Origin of the sequence: Haloechinothrix aidingensis (assembly GCF_013450155.1) — a bacterium.
GTDB classification, from domain to species: Bacteria; Actinomycetota; Actinomycetes; order Mycobacteriales; family Pseudonocardiaceae; genus Haloechinothrix; species Haloechinothrix aidingensis.
Genome location: NZ_JACCKD010000002.1, coordinates 495,429 through 516,284, shown reverse-complemented (window position 1 = coordinate 516,284; position 20,856 = coordinate 495,429). Strand labels below are relative to the sequence as shown.

The window sequence follows — 20,856 nt, the reverse complement described above, 5'->3', positions numbered from 1 at the left end:
TTCCGGCTGGCGGCGGGTCACACCGTCGCTGCGATGGCGCGCCCTGCCTGCCGGCCGGAGAACAGGCACCCGCCGAGGAACGTGCCTTCGAGGGCGCGGTAACCGTGTACCCCGCCGCCACCGAAACCGGCGGCCTCACCGGCTGCGTAGAGACCGGGTAACGGCTGCCCGTCGGTTCCGAGTACCCGCCCGGACAGGTCGGTCTCCAGCCCGCCGAGGGTCTTGCGGCTGATCACGCTCAGCCGTACCGCGATCAGCGGTCCGGCCTTGGGGTCGAGGAGGCGGTGCGGGGCGGCCACGCGCACGAGCTTGTCACCGAGGTAGCGGCGCGCCCCGTGAATCGCGGTCACCTGCATGTCCTTTGTGTACGGGTTGGCCATCTCCCTGTCGCGTGCCACGATCTCGGCCTCGACGTGCTCGGCGTCGAGCAGCTTCTCGCCCGTGCGGTCGTTCATACCCGCGACCAGCTCACCCACGGTGTCGGCGACCACGAAGTCGGCTCCCTTGCGGGTGAAGGCCTCGACGGGACCCGGCGGGCCGGGCCGGGCGCGCCGGAGCGTGTCGCGGACGCTCTTTCCGGTGATGTCGGGGTTCTGCTCCGAACCGGACAGCGCGAACTCGCGTTCGATGATCTTGTGGGTGAGCACGAACCACGAGTGGTCGTAGCCCGCACCGCGCAGGTGAGCCAGCGTGCCAAGGGTGTCGAACCCGGGGTAGAGGGGTACGGGCAGCCGGTTGCCGCGCGCGTCGAGCCACAGCGAGGAGGGACCCGGCAGGATGCGTATGCCGTGTCGCGGCCAGATCGGGTCGTAGTTGTCGATTCCCTCGACGTAGTGCCACATGCGGTCCGAGTTGATCAGCCGCGCTCCCGCCTGCTCGCTGATGCCCAGCATCCGCCCGTCGACGTGCGCGGGCACCCCGGAGAGCATGTGCACGGGAGGGTCTCCCATCCGGGACGGCCAGTTCTTCCGGATCAGCTCCTGGTTGCCGCCGATGCCGCCGGAGGCGACGAGCACGGCCTGCGCGCGCAGGGTGAACTCGCCGGTCTCCGTGCGCGAGCTCGCCTCGCCTCGCGCGACGTCGCTCGGTTCGAGTACGGCCCCGCGCACGCCGTCAACGGCACCGCCCGTTGTGGTCAGCGCGTCGACCCGGTGGCGGAACCTGAGCTCGATCCGGCCCCGGTCGGCGGCGTCGCGCACCCGCTGGACGAACGGTGCCAGCACGCCGGGGCCGGTGCCCCAGGTGATGTGGAAGCGCGGGACCGAGTTCCCGGGGCCGGTCGCGCCGTACCCGCCCCGCTCGGCCCACCCGACGACGGGGAAGAAGCGCAGTCCGAGACCGTGCAGCCACGATCGTTTCTCGCCTGCGGCGAAGTCCACGTACGCTCGCGCCCACTCGCGCGGCCAGTGGTCGTCCGCACGGTCGAAGCCTGCCGTGCCGAGCCAGTCCTGCCAGGCGAGCTCGGCCGAGTCGCGCACCCGCATGCGCCGCTGTTCCGGGCTGTCGACGAGGAACAGGCCGCCGAGTGACCAGTGGGCCTGGCCGCCGAAGGACGTCTCCGGCTCCTGCTCGACGATGATCACCCGTTTGCCTGCCTGCGCCGCGGCGTCCGCGGCCACCAGCCCGGCAAGGCCGGCACCGATCACGATCACGTCTGCGTCCATGCGGCACTCCGATCCGGGTGGCGATCAGCGCTGTCCGGTAGGACGGTATCGCGTCGGTCAGCCGCACGGGAGACCAGTGCACGAACCGTGCGGCACGCCGCCGGCCTGCGGGGTGTGCTGAATGACGCTTTCAGTCCGTCACGTGGACTGAAAGCGTCATTCAGCGTGCCTCCCACGGAGCGGGCCCCTCGCCGCTCCACCGGAACACGTCGAAGCCCCTGCCGATGTCACCCGCGTAGACGTACGGTCCGGTGTGGAACTTCGCCGCCCAGGTGTTGGTGTCCTCGAGGGCGGCCCCGGCGACCTCGACAGGGTTGCTCGGGTCCGACCAGTCCACGACGCGGGTGCCTGCGACGTACCAGCCGATCGACTGGATCTTGGTGTCCGGTGCGAACCGGCCGAAGTGCGAGGTGCACGGTCGCTCATCCGAGGGCCCGACGACATCGGGGGTGTAGTACCCGAGCGGGCCGACGGGGGCCTCCTCGTTGGTGGTGTCGTAGGCGGCGAGCCCCTCACCGGGGCAGACCCCGGACCCTTCCACTAGGAACCCGCCGATGACCAGGCTCTCGTTGTTGGTGACCATCAGCTCGCCGTCGGAGCTGGGGAACACCCCGTGGGCGTAGGAGCCCACATTGGGCGTCATCGAGATCAGCTGCGGGTCGAGCGGGTCGGTGTTGTCGTATATCTCGTAGTTGTTCTCCGAGGCCGCGTACATGCGGTCGCCGTCCGGGCTGAGCTCGCCGTCGTGCACCCCGCCGAGCGTTGCGGGACCTTCCCGCACGACCGGGTCGTCGAGATCGCTGAAGTCGACGATCGGGATGGTGTTGATCCCGCCGGGCAGCGCGCCGTTCCACGCGTAGCCGACGTCGGCGGTCGGGTGGAACGCGAAGTTGTGCACCCCGCCGAAGCCGGTGCGGAGCCGGTACATCGGTGACCACTCGTAGGGGTCGGTGATGTCGAAGACGCCGATGCCTCCCGAGCCCTCACCGCGCAGCGGGGACTCGCTCGGTCCGTCCTCGATGGTCGCGGTGACGCCGGTCCCGCCGATCACCGCGTCGCGAACGTCGAGCACGTCGTCGGTGCGGTACACCTCGATCGCGGGGATGTCGGCTGCGATCGCGGTGGCGTTGGACCTGGGTTCTGCCCCTTCCTCGGGGATCTGGACGAACCCGACGGCCCCGGCTTCCTGCGCTGTACGTACCTTCTGGAAGAACGTGTAGGTCGGGCACTGGTCGGCCTCGTTGGTCCGGCTCTGCCGGTCGTCGACGATGGCGATGTTGCCCTGGATCTCGCCTGCGACCGGTGCGTAGCTCGCCGCCGAGCACCCCGTGCCCGCGTAGACGAGCTCGGCGGACTGCCCGGCGACGGCTCCGGTAGCGCTCCACTGCTCGCCCTCGTGGAAGCCCTGCAGCTCCTCGGGGGCGTCGACGGTGACGCCGACCCCACCGGCGTCCGGGCACGGGTTGCCACTCTGCTTGGTCAGCGCGAGCACCACTCGCTCCTCGCCGGAGTCGGGGTCGGTGAACTTGGTGATGCCGACGTCGTTGCGGTCCTGCCTGCAGGTGACCTGGGAGACGAACCGGGGGTCCTCGGGGTCGGTGATGTCGAAGACGTACGCGCCGCGCTGGTAGGAGCCCAGGACGGCGAAGTCCCGCTCGGCCATCACCGGTTCGGCGTTCGCCTGGTCGGGCATCGGTTGACCAGCCCGGTTGAGCAATGCACCCGTCTCGTAGTCGCGCAGTGGCACGGTGTGCGTGAAGAACTCCAGGTCCGAGCCCGCTGTCGGCTCATCCTCCTGGTCGTCCGCTCGCGGGTCGTGTTCCTGCGGGTTGAAGTTGTACACGTGCTCGAGGTTGAACAGCTCCTCGTCCGCCGGAGCGGCGCTCGGCTGCGTCTGCGCACCGGCTCCGGGTGCCATCGTCAGCATCGTCGCCACCAGCGACACCGCGGCTCCGGCCGCCGCCGACCTCTTTCCCCGCCGCTTCGACATCGGACGCACCTCCTGGGCGTGTTTCCACCGGGCGCGCGCTCGGCGCCGCGATGTCGGCCCGCCGGGTGCCCCGTCGTTCATCGCCCAGCCGATGTCGGCGTCACCAGCCGCTCCCGCACTGGGTACAACGATCGTGCCGCTGATGTGATACGCGACACATGCGCCGGCTTGTCGGCTTCCTGCCGGATCCGGCAGGTGTGCTCGCGACTAGTCGTGCGGGTCGGCTCGCCGGAAGGTGAGCGTCTCCCCTTCCACCCCGCGCAGCCAGATGTCCTGGCAGGCGGCTGCGATGTCGTCGAGTCCCTCGGTGATGGTGGCGAAGACGTTACCGGGCACCCAGCCGGCGTCGCCGTTGATCAGCAGGTTGTTCCGCCCGTAGAAGATGGCCAGGTCGGTGGCGCCCGCGGTGTCGTAGGCCTGGCTGCCGGTGTCGTAGCCGTAGGCCGGGTTACCGATCTCCCATGGCTCGAAGGCGAAGTAGACGACATCGCCGGGGATCGGGGTGACGGTGGGGTTCTCCCTGCCGGGTTCCGGGTCGGCGAAGGGGGAGAGGAGGGTGTAGACCTCGTTGCGCGCGTACTTGGCGTGGTAGGCCTGGTCGCTCTGGGGTAGCGCGTCCCAGACCGCCCGGCAGGTCCGGGGTGCCTGCTCGTCGAGCAGGCGAGCGCGGCACGACACTCCCCGCTTGTCCAGGCTGATCGTGATGTACCTGGCCATAGTCTCTCCCTTGTGGACGTATCGGTGAGCGGGGCGGGCGGGCGACCCCGGGTGGCACCGTCGCGGCACATCCGGGACCACCCGCCCGCCACGGTCAGGAGCGTGCGGCGTCTCCGGTGACCGCGGCGACGGACTCGGACCAGATGCCGAGTGCGTCATCGACCTGCGCACCGCTGACGACGAGTGCGGGGATCATCCGGACGGTGTTCATCCACGCACCGCACATCAGCAGCAGCAGGCCACGCTCGGCGGCTGCCTGCTGGGCGGCCTTGGCGGTGTCCGGGTCTGCTCGCCCGTCCGCGGTGACGAACTCCGAGCCCACCATCAGGCCGAGGCCCCGCACGTCGCCGATCTGGGGGAATTTCTCGGCGATCTGGCGGCTGCCCTCGAGCAGCCGCGCCCCTTGCGTCGCCGCGTTGTTGACCAGGCCTTCCTCCTGGATGACGTCCAGGGTCGCCAGGGCGGCGGCGCAGGCCACGGCGTTGCCCCCGTAGGTCCCGCCCTGCGAGCCGGGCCATGCCTTGCTCATCAGCTCGGTCGAGGCGGCGATCCCGGACAGCGGGAACCCGCTGGCGAGCCCCTTCGCCGTGATGACGACGTCCGGCTGGACGTCGAAGTGCTCCATGCCCCAGAACTTGCCCGTGCGACCGAACCCGGTCTGGACCTCGTCGGCGACGAGCAGGATCCCGTGCTTGTCGGCGCGCTCGCGCAGGCCGGCGAGGAACTCCCGGTTGGCCGGGACGTACCCGCCCTCACCGAGTACGGGTTCGACGAAGATGGCGGCCGTCTCCTCACCCGGCGACATCGTCGCGAACAGGTAGTCCAGCTCCTGCAACGCGAAGCGGGTCGCCGTGGCCTCGTCCCAGCCGTAGCGATAGGCGAACGGGAACGGCGCGACGTGCCCCCCGTCCATGAGCGGGGCGTAACCGGCACGGAACCGGGTTCCGGAGGTGGTCAACGACGCCGCTCCCACGGTGCGGCCGTGGAAACCGCCCTGGAAGACGATGATGTTCGGCCGTCCGGTTGCCTGGCGTGCCAGGCGTAGCGCGGCTTCCACGGCCTCGCTTCCGGAGTTGGCGAAGAACACCGAGTCCAGCCCGGGTGGCAGCACGTCGCCGAGCCGCTCGGCCAGGGACCGCAGCGGGTCGTGCATCACCGTGGTGTACTGCCCGTGGATGAGCTTTCCCACCTGCTCCTGCGCGGCGGCGACCACCTTCGGGTGACAGTGTCCGGTGCTTGTCACGCCGATCCCGGCTGTGAAGTCGAGGTGCCGCCTGCCGCTGTGGTCGTACAGGTACACCCCTTCCCCGTAGTCGACCTCGACCGGTGTTGCCTGCTTCAGCAGTGGCGATAGCTGCGACATGGCGACCGTGCTCCTTCGTACGTGAACGTCGGCGGGCGTACGTGCCGGTTACCTTCGCCCGCTCGGCTGGACTGGGACACTCTATTGTCGATTGTTGACAATCTGTATAGCATGGCGCTCGTACCCGTTCCACGCCGCCGCGTGTGGCAGGTGGAGCGAGACGGCTCCAGTATGGCCGTAGGGATACGGTGCGTGTGCGCACCGGACGGTCCGTGCGTGCCGCACGCCCCGCTCGCCTGCGGCCGGTACCCGACGATAGGTGAGGCGGTGGCGCTGTGCCAGCGGCCACGCGCGGCGCCGCGCCATCGGCACGCGGTCACCGCGCGCGGCGGGTGCACCGTGGCGCGAGCCGACTGCGCCGTCCCGGTGTGCGGCCTAGTGTGGCCCGTAGAGGTGACTGACGACGAGGAGTGGACCCGAGGTGAACCGATGAGTATCGCAGCAGGTGAGACCGCCGTCGTGGACGGAGTCGGCAAGGATCTGTACATCGGGGGCGCGTGGCGGCCTGCTGCGGAAGGCAAACGCCTTCCGGTGTACGACCCGTCGACGGAGCGGGAGCTGTGCTCGGTCGCCGATGCCTCGCCCGCCGACGGCATCGCCGCGCTGGACGCTGCGGTGGCCGCGCAGCCGAGCTGGGCCGCGTACCCGCCCCGCGAACGGGGCGAGATCCTGCGCCGCTCGTACGAGCTGATCAGCGAGCGAGTCGACGAGCTGGCGCTGCTGATGACCCTGGAGATGGGCAAGCCGCTCGCCGAGTCGCGGGGAGAGGTGGCCTACGCGGCGGACTTCTTCCGGTGGTTCGCCGAGGAGGCGGTGCGTATCGACGGTGGCTATGCCGTCGCCCCGAAGGGCGGGGGGCGGTTCCTTGTGGCCCGCCAGCCCGTCGGCCCCAGCATCCTGATCACCCCGTGGAACTTCCCGATGGCGATGGGCACGCGCAAGATCGGTCCGGCGATCGCCGCGGGGTGCACGTCGGTGATCAAGCCCGCGGCTCAGACCCCGCTCTCGATGCTCGCGCTGGCAGGGATCCTGGCCGAGGCAGGGCTGCCCGACGGCGTCGTCAACGTCGTGACCACCAGTGACTCCGGTGGCGTTGTGGAGCCGATGATCCGGGACGGCCGGGCACGCAAGCTGTCGTTCACCGGGTCCACCGGCGTCGGCCGCAAGCTGCTCGAGCAGTGTGCCGACCAGGTGCTGCGCACCTCGATGGAGCTCGGTGGCAACGCCCCGTTCATCGTCTTCGACGACGCCGACGTCGACGCTGCCGTCGACGGCGCCATGCTGGCCAAGCTGCGCAACATCGGGGAGGCCTGCACGGCAGCCAATCGCTTCTACGTGCAGTCCGGGGTGGCCGAGGAGTTCACCCGCAAGTTCGCCGAACGTATGGAGGCCCAGCCGATCGGCCGGGGGACCGAAGAGGGTGTGGTCATCGGTCCGCTGATCGACAGCGCCGCCGTCGACAAGGTCACCACGCTGGTCGACGACGCGGTCGAGCGTGGTGCCGTGGTGCGCACCGGAGGTTCGACCATCGACGGCACCGGTCACTACTACCGGCCGACCGTGCTCACGGACATCCCGGCAGACGCGCGCATCGTCTCCGAGGAGATCTTCGGGCCGGTCGCCCCGATCAGCACCTTCGAGACCGAGCAGGAGGTGCTCGGCCGCGCCAACAACACCCCGTACGGCCTCGTCTCGTACCTCTACACCGGCGACTTCGACCGCGCGCTGCGGGTCAGCGAGGCGCTCGAGGCCGGCATGGTGGGGCTCAACCAGGGGATCGTGTCCAACCCGGCTGCCCCGTTCGGCGGCATCAAGCACTCCGGTATCGGGCGCGAGGGCGGCACGGTCGGTATCGACGAGTTCCTGGAGACCAAGTACGTGGCGATCGGGTTGCGCGAGCAGCCGTAGCGGGCTCGCGGGCCTGCCCGGCGGCCGGTACGGCGATGTCCCGGCAGATGTCCCCGCACCTCAGCCGGAGATGTCCACCCCGCCTTCGCCGATGGTGGGAGCCGACCCGGACAGCAGGCTCGTCCCCGGCGCGAGGCGGGCGACCGCGTCGTCCATGTGCGCCTCGATCACCGACAGCGCGGCGGGCTCGTCGCCGCGGCGGATGGCGTCTGTGATGCGCGCGTGTTCGGCGACCCGCTGCGTCGGGTCCGGGTAGTGGTGCTGCAGGGCGGCCAGGCACATACGGGTCTCGATGAACAGCGTGCGCGCCGTCCTGACCAGCCTGCGGCTGCCCGACTCGTGCACAAGGACCTCGTGGAAGCGGAAGTCCGCATCGGACACCGCCCGTGGGTCGTCCCGCGTGGTCGCCTGCTCGAGCTCGGCGAGTGCGTCCTCGAGGGCGGCCACCGCCGAGGTGTCCCGGCTGCGGATGATACGTACCGCCGCGGCGTACTCGATGGCCGCGCGGGTGGCGTAGATGTCGTAGACGTCGGCGGGTTCGAGCTCGATGACGAAGAGACCGCGGTGGCGTTCGCTCCGGAGCAGACCCTCGGAGACCAGCCGTTGCATGGCCTCCCGCAGGGGTCCTCTCGAGACCTGGAACTGCGCGGCGAGCTCGGCCTCGCCGAGCTGCTTGCCAGGCTCGAGCACGCCGCTGGTGATCGCCTCGCGCAGCTGGCGCGCGATGATCGCCGCGGTGGACTCCCTGGTGATGGGTTCGATGTCAGGAGACATGGTCCGCTTCACTCCCGGCTACCTGGCGGAACAGGGCACCGAGGGACGGTGCTTGCGGGTACAGTCCCGCGATCCGCAGGCCCTCCCACACCGTGACCTGGTTGGCCGTCAGCACCGGCTTGCCGAGCGCGTTCTCGATGGTGTCGAGCAGGCCGACCGTGCGCATCGCCGTGTCGGGGATCAGCACGGCGTCGGCATCGGGATGGTCGCCGCTCATCGCGATCTCGACAACGCGTTCGTCGTCGAGGCGACCCACCTCGGCTGCCGTGTCGATATCGGCGCTCGACATCGACACCGCGTCGATGCCCTCGATGGCGAGGAACTGGACGAACATCTCGGCGACCTCGTCCGGGTAGCTGGCCGCGACGGCGACCCGGCGTAACCCGAGAGCTTGTGCGGCTCGCGCGAAGGCGAACGACGTGGAGGACGCAGGTGTGCCGCTGTCGCGGGTGAGCGCCGCCACCTGCTCGGTGGCGCCGTCGTGGCCGAAGACGAAGCTCCCACTCGTGCAGGCCCACACGACCGCATCGGGGTCGTACGCGGCGAGCGAGGCCGCTCCCTCGCGTAGCCGTTCGGGGCTGCCGAGGTCGCGCAGCTCGGGCACGGCGTGCAGGTCCGTTCCGTAGACGTGCGCCACGGTCAGCCGGGCCACGTCGCCGAGAAGCCGCTGTGCGAGCGGGTAGTCGTCCTCGGCGGCGTGGTCGGGGTAGATGAACCCGATGGTGGTCATGGGGTGCCTCCGGGTCGCCTGTGGTTATTCATGATCCAGCGGACGGGCCCGCCCATCCACCTCCTGCTCTCGCCGCGGCGTCCCTTCCTGGTGTGAATAACCCGGTAGGTGAGTACGACATCATAGTGCCAGTGGGCCCGTTCAGCTGTCGTTTCGTTCAGCCGCGCCCGAGCCACCGGGGGTCTCCACGGGGGCCGGTCCACTGGGTTCGATTCCCTGGGTTCGATCCACTGGGGCCGGTCCGATGGGCGCCGCCGGCCGCATGCGTGTGACCTGCCTGCTGTGCGTACCGGGCCGGAGGGATCGCCGACAATCCCCGCGCAGTTTACCTACTCCGTGGTAGCCCTGTCGGGCATTCCGTGATGCCAGCTGCCCGGGCCGACGATCGGTAGCCCCATCCGGTCCAGGCACGCCCACATGGTGAGTTGGTTCGCCGTGAGCACCGGCTTGCCCAGCATGTTCTCCAGCGGGTCGATCAGGTCGAACGTGGGCAGGTTGGTGCAGCTGACGAACACGGCTTCGGCGTCGGGGTGGTCGGCGGCGATGATGTGTTCGGCGATCGTGCGATAGCTCACCCGCCAGATGCCGCCGCCCAGCCCCAGGTGATCGCTGGAGACCGTCTCAACATCCAGCTCGGCGAGGAACTCGTGCAGCTTGGCCGTCAGGTCGGAGTCGTACGGCGTGAGCACGGATACCCGCCCGATACCGAGATGATGGAGCGCCTCGGCCAGCGCGCCGGAGGTCGTGACCGCGTCCGGAGCGCCGGCATCGCAGATCACCTTGCGTAGCTCGCGCTCGGCGTCGACACCCTTGACGAAGCTGCCCGAGGTGCACAGGTAGGCCACTACCTCAGGCTCGACGTGCAGCACATCCCTGGTGGCCGCTGCGACGTGCTGCACGTTGCTGACCAGGTCGGCCATCTCCATGCTCACCGGAACGGGCTCGTACGGCGTGCGCGCGAGGTGCAGCGAGACCTCCACGGGGATCCAGCGCCACAGCTCACGTTCCAGCGCCAGGTCGAACGGCGCGATGACGCCGATGCCGCGTTGCGCGAGCGGACCTTCGAACGGCAGGTCCAGCGAAGACAGGTCCAAGGTCGGCGCTCCCACATACGGCTGGCAGGGTTCGGACGGTACGCGGCACGGCGGTCGCCCCGACGTGTCGCGGCAGGGCGGTCGGGCCTTCCCCGATTATCGGTGGTGTCTGCTGTGTCGCTACCCGGTTCGGTCGTGTCCGGGCCGGCGTGCCAGCCCAGGCCGAGCACGATTGTTGACAATCATACGATCCGCTCTTACGGTGTCAACGCACTGTCGGCGGTCACCGGTCGCCGGTCGCGCGCACGCCACGTAGGGTCGGGTCCGAGCGGCCCGACTGACGGATGAGGACAGGATGGGGGCAGGGAAAGTGCACCGTCCCGACGTTGACGTGCCCCGTGACGGTTCCCCGGCGACGGCACCGTCCGGATCCGGGTACGGCGGCGACACCGGGCGACCCGTCGTCGCGGTGCTGTGCGGTGACCACCGTCCGAACGGGATGGCCAAGGTCGAGCAGGAAGCCGAGGTTCGCTACGCGAACGCGGACGGGCTCGCCGACGCCCTGCGTGGCGCCGACGCGCTGTTCGTATGGGACTTCCTGTCCACGGCGGTTCCGGACGCCTGGCACGCGGCCGACCGGCTGCGGTGGCTGCACATCGCCAGCGCGGGGGTGGACCCCGTGCTGTTCCCCGAGCTGCGCTCCAGCGATGTCGTGCTGACCAACTCGCGCGGCGTGTTCGACACCCCCATCGCGGAGTACGTCCTCGGCGTGATCCTCGCGTTCGCCAAGGACCTCATGCGCAGCTACGATCTGCAACGCGAGAAGCGCTGGCAGCACAGGGAGACCGAGCGTCTCGGCGGCAAGCGTGCTCTCGTCGTGGGGACGGGGCCGATCGGTCGTGCCATCGCCACCACGCTGCGCGCCGCCGGTATGGAAGTCAGCGGGGCCGGGCGCAGCTACCGCGCGAACGACGCGCATTTCGGCACGGTGTACCCCACCGACGAGCTGTCCGAGCACGTCGGGTCGGCGGACTACGTGATCGCGATCGCCCCGCTGACCGAGCAGACGAGCGGGATGTTCGACAGGCATGTCTTCCGGGCGATGAAGAACGGTGCCCGGTTCATCAACGTCGGCCGTGGCGAGCTCGCCGTGACCGGGGACCTGATCGAGGCCCTGGACACCGGGCAGCTCGGGGGTGCTGCGCTGGACGTGTTCGACAACGAGCCGCTGCCTGCCGACAGCCCGCTGTGGACGATGCCGCACGTGCTCGTCTCCCCGCACATGTCGGGCGATGTCGTCGGATGGCGCGACTCGCTGGTGGAGATCTTCGTTGATAACTTCACGCGGTGGGCCGCGGGCGAGCCGTTGCGCAACGTGGTCGACAAGGACCTCGGGTACGTCCCGACGGGGACCTCACGAGTGTGAGCGGCGAGGGAGCGCGAGCGGAGGGCTCGATCGGTTTCCGGGTGACAGGAGCGCACGAAGGAGTGACTAGATGACCCTGCTGTCGGCGAGCGAGCTCGTCACCGCGTACTCCACCGGTGAGCTTTCCCCTGTGGAGGCGACCAGGGCCGCCCTCGAGGCGATCGAACAGTACGACGGGACGTACAACTCCTACTGCCTCGTCGACGCGGAGAGCGCGCTCGACCAGGCCCGCGCGTCCGAGCAGCGCTGGCACGAGGGAAATCCCATCGGGACGCTGGACGGGGTGCCGTCCTCGATCAAGGACATGTTCCTCACCCAGGGATGGCCCACGCTGCGCGGATCGCGGTGCATCGACCCGCAGCAGCCGTGGGAGATCGACGGCCCGGCGACGGCACGTATGCGCGAGAACGGCCTGGTGCTGCTCGGCAAGACGACCACTCCGGAACTGGGCTGGAAAGGCACGACGGACAGCCCGCTGACCGGCATCACGCGCAACCCCTGGGACCCTGGCAAGACGGCAGGCGGGTCCAGCGGCGGATCGGCCGCCGCGATCGCCGCAGGCATGGGGGCGCTGTCGGTGGGCACCGATGCGGGCGGCTCGGTCCGCATCCCCGCCTCGTTCTGCGGCATCGTGGGGTTCAAGCCGACCTACGGGCGGATCCCGCTGTACCCGGCGAGCCCGTTCGGGATGCTCGCGCACGCCGGTCCGATGGCGCTCACCGTGGAGGACATCGCGCTGTTCCTGGATGTGCTGGCGCTGTCGGACTACCGCGACCCCACAGCGTTGCAGCCGCCGCTCGGCTCGTACCGGGAAGCGACCCGGCGCGATGTCCGTGGCATCCACGCCGCGTACTCGCCGACGCTCGGCTACGTCGACGTCGACCCGGAGATCGCGCGCGTGGTCGACGGTGTGGTCCGTGACCTCGGCGAGGCCGGGCTGCACCTGGACGAGGCCGACCCGGGGTTCGGTGACCCGCGGGAGATGTTCGACGTGCTGTGGAGCACCGGTGCCGCCAAGTGGCTGAGCAAGTTCCCAGAGGGCTCGGAGAACCGGATCGACCCGGGGCTGCGCGAGCAGTGGAAGCGCGGCCTGACCTACTCGGCGCTCGACTACCTCGGCGCGAACGAGGCCCGCGTCGAGCTCGGTATCCATATGGGCGAGTTCCATACCCGGCACGACGTGCTGATCACCCCGACGATGCCGATCCGCCCGTTCGAGGCGGGCCACGACGTCCCACCGGACGGCGACTACCGGCACTGGCCGGAGTGGACGCGGTTCACCTACCCGTTCAACATGACCCAGCAGCCCGCGATCAGCGTGCCGGTCGGGTTCACCTCGGACGGGATGCCGGTGGGCCTGCAGATCGTCGGCCCCCGGCACTCCGACGACCTCGTCCTGGGCGTCGCGCGGCTGGTACGGGAGGTCTGTCCCTGGTCGGGCGAGCGCCCGCCTGCGCCGTCCGGGAGCCGTGCCGGACGGTAGCCCGCTCTCGAGGCGCCGACGCGCCTGGATGGATGGAGCCGAAGGTGACATTCGGTTCCCTAGAGGAACCCGATGTCACCTTCGGCTCCCACCTCCGGTGGTGTTGCGGATGAAGCTCGCGACCTCGGTCAGGGCGGCCTTGCTTTCCGGAAGCATGTGGCCGAGGACCGGGAAGGCGTGCACCTGGCCCGGCCACAGCTGCAGGGTGCAGGGAACGCCTGCGTCGGTGAGCCGCTGGGCCATCAGCTCGGAGTCCAGGCGCAGCACCTCCGACTCGGCGGCGATGATCAGCGCGGGCGGCAGGCCGCTCGGGTCCTCGTCGACAGGGGAGATCGGGCGGCGGCGGCCGTTCCCGTTACCCGACCACAGCTCGGACAGCGCGGGTAGGTGCTTGGTCGGCACGTAGGTGTCCCTGTGTGCGTTCGCGTGGCGCATCCGCGCCGACGAGTCGACCTCGAAGAGGGCGGACAGGGTCACCACGCCTGCTGGCAGCGGCATCCCGGTGTCGCGGGCGCGCATGGCCGTGGCCATGGCCAGGTACCCACCAGCCGAGTCGCCTGCGAAGACGATGCGGTCCGGACCGATGCCCTCGTCGAGCAGGTGCCGGTAGGCGGTCAGGCAGTCGGTGACCGAGCCGGTGAGGTCCGTTGCCGGGTACTGCCTGTAGTCCACGGAGAACACGCCGAGCCCGGTCTTCTGCGACAGCCGTGCGGCACAGCGCCGGTGTGTGTTGAGCCCGCAGAAGAAGAAACCACCGCCGTGGAAGTACAGCACCGCACCGTCGTCGCGGGTGTCGCCGCTGCGTACCCACTCGGCGTCGAACTCCCCGAAGGAGTGCGGGACCGACCGCGCGTAACGCGGGCCGGGGGCGAGCCCGGCGAGCGAGTCGAGCTTCTGCGCGGCGGCGATGCTGCGCTCGTTCAGCGGCACCGTGCGCAGCACGGAGCGGCCGGCCGCCCACGCCGCCGCGTACAGCACCCGCGACCGGGGACTGACGTCGCGAGGTTCTCCCGTCATGTGCATGGCCATTCAGCTCACGCTCCGCAGCCGGGGCGCGCACCCGAGCCCGTCCCACCGGCGTCTCGACACGCCCTCCGGCATCCGCACAACGCTGTGCATACCGCGCATACCGCATCCTTCCGGCACGTCGCTCGGGGGGCCGCGTGCTCGGCCCCCGCTTAGCGAACAACGTTACACAAGTACCGGCAGTATCTCCAACGGGAGGATCAGCGGCGTTCCGCGACGACAGCGGCCTGCGCGGCTACCGCGTGGCGAACTCCAGCTCCGTCAGCGCCGTGTCCAGGTGCAGCAACATGCGCTGCAGGTGCGGAATACTCTGCCGGCAGCCGACAATGCCGAAGTCGACGGAGTCGACGCGGGTAGTGAGCGTGATGTTCAACGCCTGGCCGTCCATCAGCAGCGACGCGGGGTAGACCCCGTCCAGCTCGGCGCCGTTCCAGTAGGTGGTCGTGCGCGGGCCGGGGACGTTGGAGATCACGAGGTTGAACGGCGGGCGCGTGTAGTTCACCATGCCCGGCACGGGCGAGAGCCCCAGCGGCGCGACGTTCATCGCCGACAGCAGCATGACCTGCACGGGGCTGAGCCCCTCGAACAGCTTCTTGCCGTCGGCCATCGAGTTCTTGATCGTCTCCAGACGCCTGGCCGGGTCGGGCTCGTTGGTGGCGAGGTTGCACAGGATGGCGCCGATCGAGTTGCCACCCTCCTCGGCCGCAGCGGGAGTGCGCAGCGTGGCAGGCACCATGGCGGTCAGCGGCGCGTCCGGCAGTGCCCGCTGCTCGATGAGGTAGTCCCGCAGGGCCCCGGCGCACATCGCGAGTACCACGTCGTTGAGCGTGGTCCCGGCGGACTTCTTGATCTTGCGGAACGACTCCAGCGGCCACGACTGTGCCGCGAACCGCCGCGCGCCGCCGATGGGCACGTTGAGCATCGTCTTCGGGGCCTGCAGGGGCAGGGTGAGCCGTTGCTCCCGGAACGCCTGGTTGGCCGCCCGCAGCGCCGTCGGGGGGAACGCGGCGAACTCGCCGAGCGCGCGTCCGGCAGAGCGTGCGAAGGACAGCGGGTTGAGGCCCGCCGACTTGGGCCGTGCGGCACGCAGCTCCCAGGGTGCGGGGCAGTCCCGGGCGGTGGGGTCCTCGCTCAGCGTGTTCGTCATGTGCCGCAACGCGGAGATCCCGTCCAGCACCGCGTGGTGCACCTTGGTGTAGATGGCGAAACGCCCGTCGGAGAGCCCCTCGACGAAGTGCGTCTCCCAGAGCGGGCGGTGCCTGTCGAGCAGCGAGCCGTGCCAGCGGGAGGTCAGCTCGAGCAGCTCCCGGATCCTGCCGGGGTTGGGCAGCGCCGACCGTCGGACGTGGTAGTCCAGGTCGAGCTGGTTGTCCGTGCTCCACATCCACTGACCGAGGCTGTTCACGGGCGCGGCCGGGCGTTTCTTGAACAGCGGGCGCACCTCGGCCGAGTCGATCAGGTTCCGGTAGATGGTGTGCACGTAGTCCTCCCCGGCACCTTCCGGCTTCTTGAACAGCTGGAGCCCACCCACGTGCATCGGGTGCTCGCGCGATTCCATCAGCAGGAACATCGAGTCGGTTACGGGCATCATCTGCATGGCACTACCGCCTTCGGTCGCTGATCTCACGTGGACTGTGTGCGTAGCCGAGTGATCCAGGTAACACCGGGACAGTTTACGCACCCGTGTAGTTCAACGAACCGGGTTGACACGAGGAAACTGCGAGCCGCAACACATCGTCACCAAACATCCACGCACAGTTGTGACCCGTGTCGCCACCGTACGGCCGGGAACGCTCCGAACGTGCCGTACACTGGGCGTTGCGTTATGCGGCAGGGCGGGCGGCAGCCCCGGTTCGTAGGCAGCGGGACTGTCGGCAGCCGTACCGGTAGCGGTGCTGGCGACGTCGGATCGCACGCACCGGTAGGGGCGGATCGCACCGGGCCCGTATGGGATCGTGGTACGGGACGCCGCCCCGGTGACGCTGGCTCCGGGCTCGCAAGAGCCCTGGCCCGCTCCCGGCGAGCACACGATCAATGGTCGTCGAAGGAACCGTACTCGAGGAGGCTGTCTGGTGTCGGATGGTGCGGGCAACGAGGCTGCCCGGCGCAGGACGTTCGCCGTCATCAGCCATCCGGACGCCGGTAAGTCCACGCTGACCGAGGCCCTCGCGCTGCACGCGCGCGTGCTGACCTCGGCGGGGGCGGTGCACGGCAAGGGCGACCGGCGTGGCGTGACCTCGGACTGGCTGGAGATGGAACAGGCGCGCGGCATCTCGATCACGTCGGCCGCGCTGCAGTTCGCCTACGGCGACACGGTGATCAACCTGCTGGACACCCCGGGGCACGCGGACTTCTCCGAGGACACCTACCGGGTGCTGGCCGCGGTGGACTCCGCGGTCATGCTGCTGGACGCAGCCAAGGGGCTGGAGCCGCAGACCCTGAAGCTGTTCGACGTCTGCCGGCACCGGGGCATCCCGGTGATGACCTTCATCAACAAGTGGGACCGTCCCGGTCTCGATCCGCTGCAGCTGTGCGAGGAGCTGTCCGAGCGGATCAACCTGCCCGCGATGCCGCTGACCTGGCCGGTCGGCTTCGCCGGTAACTTCCACGGGGTGCAGGACCTGCGCACCGGCGAGATGGTGCGCTACGAGCGCACCGCGGGCGGCGCCACGGCAGCCCCCGAGGAGCACCTCTCCCCGGAGCAGGCCCGCGAGCGGTACGCGGACGACTGGGAGCAGGCCTGCGAGGAGTCCGAGCTGATGCTCGCCGAGCGCGGGGAGTTCTCCTACCAGCGCTTCCTGGACGGGACGGCGACGCCGGTGCTGTTCGGGGCCGCCATGCTCAACTTCGGCGTGCGCCACCTGCTCGACGCGCTGGTCGAGATGGCCCCGCCACCGACACCGAGGCTGGATGTCGACGAGCGCGCCCGCGAGCTGGATGCGCCATTCTCCGCGTTCGTGTTCAAGGTGCAGACCGGGATGGACCGCGCGCACCGCGACCAGGTCGCTTTCGCGCGTGTCTGCTCGGGCAGGTTCGAGCGCGGCATGAACGTGACCAACGCGCGGACCGGGCGGCCGTTCGCGACGAAGTACGTCCAGCAGGTGTTCGGGCAGCAACGGTCCACCGTCGATGAGGCCTACCCCGGTGATGTGATCGGCCTGGTCAACGCGACCGCGCTACGGGTGGGGGACACGCTGTACGAGGGCAAGCCCGCAGTGCGGTTCCCGGGTCTGCCGAGCTTCGCCCCTGCCCACTTCGCTGTGGCGCGCCCGAAGGACCTCGGAAGGGCCAAGCAGTTCCGCAAGGGAGTCGACCAGCTCGAGTCGGAAGGCGTCGTGCAGATCCTGCGGTCGGACCGGCGCGGGGACGCGACGCCGGTCTTCGCGGCCGTCGGGCCGATGCAGTTCGAGGTCGCCGCGCACCGCCTCGACGACGAGTTCGGTGTCTCCGTCGAGCTCGACCACCTGCCCTACCGCACGGTCCGCCGCCTCACCGACTCCACGCAGCGCCGCGTCATCGAATCGAGCAGGCGAGCCGAGGTGCTCACCCGGACCGACGGCACCGATCTCGCGCTGTTCAACGACGACGTCGCACTCGGCGCGCTGCAGCGGCAGCACCCGGAGCTGGCTGTCGAGCACCTGATCGCCAGCGGGGACGGGGCGTAACCGCTCCCGGTCACCGGATCCGGTAGGCGTCCAGGTCGAGTCGTTTCGTCCTGCGGTCGTACTCGCTGACCAACCCGGGCCAGTTGGTCGCGATCCGCCCGTTGGCATCGCGGTACCAGCTCTCGCACATGGCCCATGCGGAGCGTTCGAGCCGCCGCTGCATCTCCGCGTCGAACCGGTGAGCCGTGTCCTCCCGCACGTCGAGCGCGGAGGCCTCGCTGGTATCGAGGTAGGTGACCGCCTCGCGGATGTAGCGGGCCTGCCGCTCGAGCATGTAGATGATCGAGCCGGAGCCCAGGTTGGTGTTGGGGCCGTACATCAGGAACATGTTGGGGAAATGCGGGACGGCCATACCCAGGTACGCGTACGCCCCGTTCTGCCACACCTGGGACAGCTCGGCACCGCCCGAGCCGGTGATCTTCAGCGGGGCGAGGAAGTCCGTCGCGGTGAAGCCGGTTCCGTAGATCAGCACGTCCGCGGCGTGCTCGGTGCCGTCGGCCGTGCGCACCCCGTTCGGGGTGATTTCGGATACGCGCTCGGTCTCGACGGTGACGTTGGGCTCGGCCAGCGCCGGGTAGTAGTCGTTGGACAGCAACCCGCGCTTGCAGCCGACCGGGTAGTCCGGCGTGAGCTTGGCCAGCAGGTCGGGGTCTGGCACCTGCCTGCGCCGGTGCCAGCGCGCGAGGGCGCCGAACATCGAGGCGATGGGCTTGTTCCCGATGAGGCCGGTGGTGACGAGCTCGAAGAACGACCAGCACAGCAAGCGTTCGGCGGCCTGGAGGAACGGGAGGCGCCGGAAGAGCGTGTGATGCAGCGCGGTGTAGACCCGGTCCGGTTTGGGGATGATGTACGGCGCGGATCGCTGGAAGACCGTCAGGTGCCGTGCCTGCGGCTGTATCTGGGGCACGAACTGGATCGCGCTGGCTCCGGTGCCGATGACGGCGACCCGCTTACCGTCCAGCTCGCAGTCGTGGTCCCAGCGGGCCGAGTGGAACGCCGTTCCGCCGAAGGTGTCCTGCCCGGGAATGCTCGGCCATGCGGGCCGCGACAGCTGGCCCACCGCGGGCACGAGCACCGTCGCCTCGAAGACCTCGCCGGTACGCGTCTCGACGCGCCACAGGCCGCGCTCGTCGTCGTATGCCGCGCCGGTGGCCGCGGTGTTGAACCGGATACGGCGGTCGATCCCGTACTTGGACGCCACCCGGCGCATGTAGGCGTGGATGTCCTCGCGCAGCGAGAAGCGCATCGGCCACGTGGGGTTGGGTTCGAACGAGAACGAGTACAGCGGCGATGGCACGTCGCAGCCGCATCCCGGGTAGGTGTTCTCCCGCCAGACCCCGCCGATCGAGTCGGAGGCCTCGAGCAGCGTGAAGTCGTCCCTGCCTGCTCGCGCGAGCTCCAGTGCCGCCGCGAGCCCGCCGAAGCCGGCTCCGATGATCAGGACCGAGGCGCGTGTAGCGGGTTCCGTCGTGCTCATACCCGGTAACGGTAGCGGCCGTACCGGCGGAAACGAAGAGAACAGCGGTCAGGTACCAATATTTCCGGCCACGGCGATACCGGGGACGGGGTGCACTCGACGACCCTGGCCCCTCGGCCCGCTCGGCGCGAGCACCGGGTGGCGAGCTCGCCACGGCACCCGATAATGACGGCCATGGACGAGTTGCCGCGACCTGCGGTGCGGGAATGGACCTTCCCGCGAGGCGCTACGAGCGTGTTGCTGATGACCAGGTATGCCGAGGAGCGCGGTGTCGATGCGGCGACCGTCCTGCGCGGCACGGGCCTGTCCGCCCGCAGGGTGGCCGACCCGGGCGCCCAGCTCGAGGCGCGCCAGGAACTCGCGGTGATCCGCAACCTGGTCGCCTCGTTCGAGGACCGGCACGTGCTGGGCCTCGAGATCGGGCGCAGGTACCGGGCCAGCACCTTCGGTGTGTTCGGGTTCGCCTGCGTGTCCAGCCCGACCCTGCGGGACGCGATCGCCTTCGCGCTGCGCTACTTCGACCTGTCCTTCGCGTTCTGCATCCCCACGGTGGAGGTGGCCGACGAGGAGCTGGTGCTGTCGTTGCACGACGAACGCGTGCCACCGGACGTGCGTGAGGTCCTTGTCGATCGGGATCTCGCCGCTATCCACACGGTCATCGGTGACCTGCTGGGTACCGCGCTGCCACTTCGAGCGCTCGCCCTGCGTACGGAGGCCCCGGGTCACGCGGCGCGCTACCGCGAGGCCTTCGGGGTGACGCCGGGCTTCGGCGCCCCCGCCAACACCGCCACGTTCGACCGCGTCTACCTCGACCGGCCGCTTCCACAGGCCAACGAGCACACCATGGCGATCTGCCAGGCGCAGTGCCGTGAGCTGGTCACCCGTAAGCGCGCTCGATCCGGCACGGCGCAGGAGGTGCGCTCCCGGCTGGCCCGGCCCGGCGGGCTGGGTATGGGCATCGACGAGATCGCCCGCGAGCTGGGCATGAGCCAGCGCACGTTGCGGCGCAGGCTGGACGAGGAGGGCACCGGCTACCGGGCGCTGCTCGACGAGGTGCGGGAGGCGCTGGCGGAGGAGATGCTCGGCACCGGGGCACTGTCGGTGTCCGACGTGGCGATCAGGTTGGGCTACGCCGAATCCACCAGTTTCGTCTACGCGTTCAAACGATGGAAAGGTGTGACGCCCGCGGCATATCAACGGGAGTTCGGGCGGTAAATTCCGTTGCGGGCAAAGCAACCGTTGCGCCATTCGCGCATTACCGGTTGAGGCGATCAAGAATACTCATGAATCCAACGTCATGTTTCCGTTGTCGCAGCGGTGGGATACGCCACGATGTGTCACGACGGTCGCCCTCGTGCTCGCACTCGGTGAGATGACCCACCTCAGGCCTGCTGCATCTTGCGGGCGAATTTGAGACTCAAGTTACCCCGTTTTGCTACTCTGTGTATGCATCACTCCCCTGAATGGGTGACTTGGATGTCAAGCGGGCCCTCGGATGCAGGGGCGGGTGCTGCGGTGTGTCGAAGGCGCGGCGCGACCGCTCCTACCTCCGGAAACGCCTGTGAATCCGCCCCTTACGGGCGCGCGATCATGCGCTCC

The 20,856-nt window shown here is 69.5% G+C and carries 15 protein-coding genes; 5 read left to right on the top strand and 10 right to left on the bottom strand.

The window, feature by feature from the left end:
• Nucleotides 1-17: 17 nt before the first annotated feature.
• The 4 genes from H0B56_RS06920 to H0B56_RS06905 form a co-directional block, all read right to left on the bottom strand.
• A complete protein-coding gene (locus H0B56_RS06920; RefSeq protein WP_180892085.1) occupies nucleotides 18-1,664 on the bottom strand; it encodes an FAD-binding dehydrogenase in 1,647 nt (548 codons plus the stop codon).
• Nucleotides 1,665-1,824: 160 nt separating this feature from the next.
• Nucleotides 1,825-3,654: a PA domain-containing protein gene (locus H0B56_RS06915; protein WP_180892084.1), complete on the bottom strand. Its 1,830-nt coding sequence runs from the start codon at nucleotides 3,652-3,654 to the stop codon at nucleotides 1,825-1,827.
• Nucleotides 3,655-3,861: 207 nt separating this feature from the next.
• Complete coding sequence (locus tag H0B56_RS06910) at nucleotides 3,862-4,371, bottom strand: DUF3830 family protein (RefSeq protein ID WP_180892083.1); 510 nt, start codon at nucleotides 4,369-4,371, stop codon at nucleotides 3,862-3,864.
• Nucleotides 4,372-4,465: 94 nt separating this feature from the next.
• Complete coding sequence (locus H0B56_RS06905) at nucleotides 4,466-5,734, bottom strand: aspartate aminotransferase family protein (protein ID WP_180892082.1); 1,269 nt, start codon at nucleotides 5,732-5,734, stop codon at nucleotides 4,466-4,468.
• 429 nt (nucleotides 5,735-6,163) lie between these two features.
• On the opposite strand from H0B56_RS06905, the gene H0B56_RS06900 reads away from it, so the two are divergent.
• Nucleotides 6,164-7,642, top strand: coding sequence for an NAD-dependent succinate-semialdehyde dehydrogenase (locus H0B56_RS06900; protein WP_180892081.1), 1,479 nt, complete (start codon nucleotides 6,164-6,166; stop codon nucleotides 7,640-7,642).
• A gap of 60 nt (nucleotides 7,643-7,702) precedes the next feature.
• On the opposite strand, the gene H0B56_RS06895 is transcribed toward H0B56_RS06900, so the two are convergent.
• From H0B56_RS06895 to H0B56_RS06885, 3 genes are all read right to left on the bottom strand, one after another.
• A complete protein-coding gene (locus H0B56_RS06895; protein ID WP_180892080.1) occupies nucleotides 7,703-8,416 on the bottom strand; it encodes a GntR family transcriptional regulator in 714 nt (237 codons plus the stop codon).
• Nucleotides 8,406-9,146: a maleate cis-trans isomerase family protein gene (locus H0B56_RS06890; RefSeq protein ID WP_180892079.1), complete on the bottom strand. Its 741-nt coding sequence runs from the start codon at nucleotides 9,144-9,146 to the stop codon at nucleotides 8,406-8,408. The genes H0B56_RS06895 and H0B56_RS06890 overlap by 11 nt, the downstream gene beginning before the upstream one ends.
• A 329-nt stretch (nucleotides 9,147-9,475) precedes the next feature.
• Nucleotides 9,476-10,240: a maleate cis-trans isomerase family protein gene (locus H0B56_RS06885; protein WP_180892078.1), complete on the bottom strand. Its 765-nt coding sequence runs from the start codon at nucleotides 10,238-10,240 to the stop codon at nucleotides 9,476-9,478.
• Nucleotides 10,241-10,679: 439 nt separating this feature from the next.
• Between H0B56_RS06885 and H0B56_RS06880 the strand changes: the two genes are divergently transcribed.
• Nucleotides 10,680-11,606: a D-2-hydroxyacid dehydrogenase gene (locus tag H0B56_RS06880; RefSeq protein ID WP_180892386.1), complete on the top strand. Its 927-nt coding sequence runs from the start codon at nucleotides 10,680-10,682 to the stop codon at nucleotides 11,604-11,606.
• A gap of 70 nt (nucleotides 11,607-11,676) precedes the next feature.
• Nucleotides 11,677-13,089, top strand: coding sequence for an amidase (locus H0B56_RS06875; protein ID WP_180892077.1), 1,413 nt, complete (start codon nucleotides 11,677-11,679; stop codon nucleotides 13,087-13,089).
• A 75-nt stretch (nucleotides 13,090-13,164) separates the two neighbouring features.
• Here the strand turns inward: H0B56_RS06875 and H0B56_RS06870 are convergent, their stop codons facing one another.
• Both H0B56_RS06870 and H0B56_RS06865 read right to left on the bottom strand, forming a co-directional pair.
• A complete protein-coding gene (locus tag H0B56_RS06870) occupies nucleotides 13,165-14,118 on the bottom strand; it encodes an alpha/beta hydrolase (protein WP_180892076.1) in 954 nt (317 codons plus the stop codon).
• 232 nt (nucleotides 14,119-14,350) lie between these two features.
• Complete coding sequence (locus H0B56_RS06865) at nucleotides 14,351-15,712, bottom strand: WS/DGAT/MGAT family O-acyltransferase (RefSeq protein WP_180892385.1); 1,362 nt, start codon at nucleotides 15,710-15,712, stop codon at nucleotides 14,351-14,353.
• A 475-nt stretch (nucleotides 15,713-16,187) separates the two neighbouring features.
• On the opposite strand from H0B56_RS06865, the gene H0B56_RS06860 reads away from it, so the two are divergent.
• Nucleotides 16,188-17,780 carry a peptide chain release factor 3 gene (locus H0B56_RS06860; RefSeq protein ID WP_343063785.1) on the top strand — a complete coding sequence of 531 codons (1,593 nt, stop codon included), beginning with the start codon at nucleotides 16,188-16,190 and terminating at the stop codon, nucleotides 17,778-17,780.
• A gap of 10 nt (nucleotides 17,781-17,790) precedes the next feature.
• On the opposite strand, the gene H0B56_RS06855 is transcribed toward H0B56_RS06860, so the two are convergent.
• A complete protein-coding gene (locus tag H0B56_RS06855; protein WP_180892075.1) occupies nucleotides 17,791-19,257 on the bottom strand; it encodes a flavin-containing monooxygenase in 1,467 nt (488 codons plus the stop codon).
• Nucleotides 19,258-19,431: 174 nt separating this feature from the next.
• Here H0B56_RS06855 and H0B56_RS06850 point away from each other — a divergent pair, with 174 nt between their 5' ends.
• Nucleotides 19,432-20,472, top strand: coding sequence for an AraC family transcriptional regulator (locus H0B56_RS06850; RefSeq protein WP_180892074.1), 1,041 nt, complete (start codon nucleotides 19,432-19,434; stop codon nucleotides 20,470-20,472).
• Nucleotides 20,473-20,856 lie beyond the last annotated feature (384 nt).

What these genes read in the sequence shown, in the direction of transcription:
- H0B56_RS06910 (WP_180892083.1), bottom strand. Translation starts at nt 4,371, where the DNA reads ATGGCCAGGTACATCACGATCAGCCTGGACAAGCGGGGAGTGTCGTGC.
- H0B56_RS06865 (WP_180892385.1), bottom strand. Translation starts at nt 15,712, where the DNA reads ATGCAGATGATGCCCGTAACCGACTCGATGTTCCTGCTGATGGAATCG.
- H0B56_RS06915 (WP_180892084.1), bottom strand. Translation starts at nt 3,654, where the DNA reads ATGTCGAAGCGGCGGGGAAAGAGGTCGGCGGCGGCCGGAGCCGCGGTG.
- H0B56_RS06890 (WP_180892079.1), bottom strand. Translation starts at nt 9,146, where the DNA reads ATGACCACCATCGGGTTCATCTACCCCGACCACGCCGCCGAGGACGAC.
- H0B56_RS06880 (WP_180892386.1), top strand. Translation starts at nt 10,680, where the DNA reads ATGGCCAAGGTCGAGCAGGAAGCCGAGGTTCGCTACGCGAACGCGGAC.
- H0B56_RS06875 (WP_180892077.1), top strand. Translation starts at nt 11,677, where the DNA reads ATGACCCTGCTGTCGGCGAGCGAGCTCGTCACCGCGTACTCCACCGGT.
- H0B56_RS06895 (WP_180892080.1), bottom strand. Translation starts at nt 8,416, where the DNA reads ATGTCTCCTGACATCGAACCCATCACCAGGGAGTCCACCGCGGCGATC.
- H0B56_RS06850 (WP_180892074.1), top strand. Translation starts at nt 19,432, where the DNA reads ATGGACGAGTTGCCGCGACCTGCGGTGCGGGAATGGACCTTCCCGCGA.
- H0B56_RS06900 (WP_180892081.1), top strand. Translation starts at nt 6,164, where the DNA reads ATGAGTATCGCAGCAGGTGAGACCGCCGTCGTGGACGGAGTCGGCAAG.
- H0B56_RS06870 (WP_180892076.1), bottom strand. Translation starts at nt 14,118, where the DNA reads ATGGCCATGCACATGACGGGAGAACCTCGCGACGTCAGTCCCCGGTCG.
- H0B56_RS06855 (WP_180892075.1), bottom strand. Translation starts at nt 19,257, where the DNA reads ATGAGCACGACGGAACCCGCTACACGCGCCTCGGTCCTGATCATCGGA.
- H0B56_RS06905 (WP_180892082.1), bottom strand. Translation starts at nt 5,734, where the DNA reads ATGTCGCAGCTATCGCCACTGCTGAAGCAGGCAACACCGGTCGAGGTC.
- H0B56_RS06920 (WP_180892085.1), bottom strand. Translation starts at nt 1,664, where the DNA reads ATGGACGCAGACGTGATCGTGATCGGTGCCGGCCTTGCCGGGCTGGTG.